Origin of the sequence: Ferruginibacter sp., assembly GCF_031391665.1 — a bacterium.
GTDB lineage: Bacteria > Bacteroidota > Bacteroidia > Chitinophagales > Chitinophagaceae > Ferruginibacter.
Window position 1 is genome coordinate 1 of sequence record NZ_JANMUN010000117.1, and the last position, 1,985, is coordinate 1,985.

Sequence of the window (1,985 nt, forward strand, 5' to 3'; positions counted from 1 at the left end):
GTGCAGGTACAATTGGTGGAAAATAATCATTACTCGTTCCTTCGCCTCTCATGGCGGCAATAGGTAAAATTAAATCGCCTATACTGTGCCGTTTTTTAAGGCCGCCGCATTTACCTAAAAATAAAACTGCTTTGGGGTGTATAGCACTCAGCAAATCCATTACCGTTGCTGCACCGGGGCTGCCCATCCCAAAATTTATAATAGTAATATTATTGGCAGTGGCACATTGCATCGGCCTGTCCACCCCAATTACTTTTACATTATTCCACTCCGCAAACATGGATACATAATTACTAAAGTTGGTTAATAAAATATACTCACCAAAATTTTCCAATGCTTCGCCGGTATATCTCGGCAGCCAGTTGTTTACAATTTCTTCTTTTGTCTTCATACCCCTATCCCCTAAAGGGGAATAAATTTTATTGTTAAATAATTTTGTTACAAACTTTTGTTTTTCATGGCATCATCGTTGTGTCACTCACTTGTACCGCATACCTTTGTTCAACAATGCTTTCAAATTGCTGCATCATTTAAAATTACAAAATTTCGCTCAGCTTCAATGATAAAAATTAATTATCCTGAATATCAACCCAAAATTAAAAAAGAAAAAGATAAAGAATTTATTTTTGATGAAGTGCGTAAACGCTGGGTAATACTTTCACCCGAAGAGTGGGTGAGGCAAAATTTTCTGCAATATCTTATCCAAATAAAAAAATACCCTGCAGCTTTAATTGCAATAGAAAAAGAAATTAAGTTAGGCGATTTAAAAAAGCGTTTTGATATTGTAGTGTACAACGCTAACTCCAAACCCTGGATGATTATTGAATGTAAAGAAATGACTGTTGATTTAAACAGCCAAGTGTTAGACCAGGTATTACGGTATAACATAACTATGCAGGTGCCGTATTTAGTTATTACCAACGGCAGCTACTGCATGGGTTTTCAATGTATAAATAATCAATTGAAAGAATTAGTTGAACTGCCTGATACAAACCTATAAGGTTTTTAAAACCTTATAGGTTTATAAAATTCTAATTCCAAATCCCAAATCCCCAATTCCTGAACTTTACCATTTAGGGCAACCCAGCTCTGTATTATTTTTTTTCTTAAAAGAATAAATAACTCCAATACTGTGGCTTAAGTAATGATCGTTTTTATCAGGGTTTGCCGCTTTACTAAAGCCATCTAAATAATCTGTAAAACTCAAACGGTAACTGGTTTCGCCAATTAAACTAAACCTGTCGCTAAGCGAATATCGTACGCCTGCACCAACAGGTAAAACAGGAATTATACGGGGCAAACTTTTTGCTGCATCAGTGGCAAGGCCGGCCTGCACATCCGACCCATCTCCAAACACTGTTGGATTTATATTACTCCAATCTCTTTTAATTTTTAAAAAAGAAAAACCTGCACCGGCAAAAACATAAGGAGAAAAGCGTGGCGACCTTGGCGCTAAAAAACTCCAAACGCCCTGTGCACTTATTTCTGTTACGGGTGTGGTAAAATTAAAATTTCTTTGTTTTCTCCAATCGGGATTATTATATTTTGCATCGTCGCCATACAATTTTCCACGGTTAACATTTAAGCGTACAGAAAATGACGGGCTGATAATTCTGTAAATGTGTAAGGCCAGTTGTGGCTTCATTGTTTTGTACGAGCCTAACCTTTGCGGTGTCAAATCTCCCTGGTAAACAAAAACGCCGCCACTTAAACCCACCTCGTATTTACTAAGATTAATTTGTGCATGGAGGAAATAAATATTACCGGAAACAAATACAACTGCAAGTACAGATTTTTTTAGTGCAGACATCATTGGATTTACATTTAAAGATTAAAAAATGGTAAATGTAAAAGTCTGTACTTCGATAGAGAGATTTTTAGTGCTTATGTATCTAACAGTTTAATTAGAAAAATAGTATTTTAAATTGATGGCATTACTGTTAAACAAAAGTGAATATAAAATTGAGTAAAAGTGATGTGGATAT

General features: G+C 35.6%; 3 protein-coding genes. 1 reads left to right on the top strand and 2 read right to left on the bottom strand.

Annotated elements, in window-relative coordinates:
* Positions 1–391, bottom strand: a 391-nt coding sequence (locus tag ACY651_RS08970) for a phosphorylase family protein (RefSeq protein WP_462251845.1), incomplete at its 3' end; no start/stop codon positions are given.
* A gap of 168 nt (positions 392–559) precedes the next feature.
* Between ACY651_RS08970 and ACY651_RS08975 the strand changes: the two genes are divergently transcribed.
* Positions 560–1,000, top strand: a complete 441-nt coding sequence (locus tag ACY651_RS08975; protein WP_462251847.1) for a type I restriction enzyme HsdR N-terminal domain-containing protein — start codon at positions 560–562, stop codon at positions 998–1,000.
* Positions 1,001–1,066: 66 nt separating this feature from the next.
* Here the strand turns inward: ACY651_RS08975 and ACY651_RS08980 are convergent, their stop codons facing one another.
* Positions 1,067–1,813: a DUF6089 family protein gene (locus tag ACY651_RS08980; protein ID WP_462251849.1), complete on the bottom strand. Its 747-nt coding sequence runs from the start codon at positions 1,811–1,813 to the stop codon at positions 1,067–1,069.
* Positions 1,814–1,985: the final 172 nt, after the last annotated feature.

Bases quoted from the DNA above. Each gene is read 5' to 3' on its own strand.
- ACY651_RS08975 (WP_462251847.1), top strand. From the start codon at position 560: ATGATAAAAATTAATTATCCTGAATATCAACCCAAAATTAAAAAAGAA.
- ACY651_RS08980 (WP_462251849.1), bottom strand. From the start codon at position 1,813: ATGATGTCTGCACTAAAAAAATCTGTACTTGCAGTTGTATTTGTTTCC.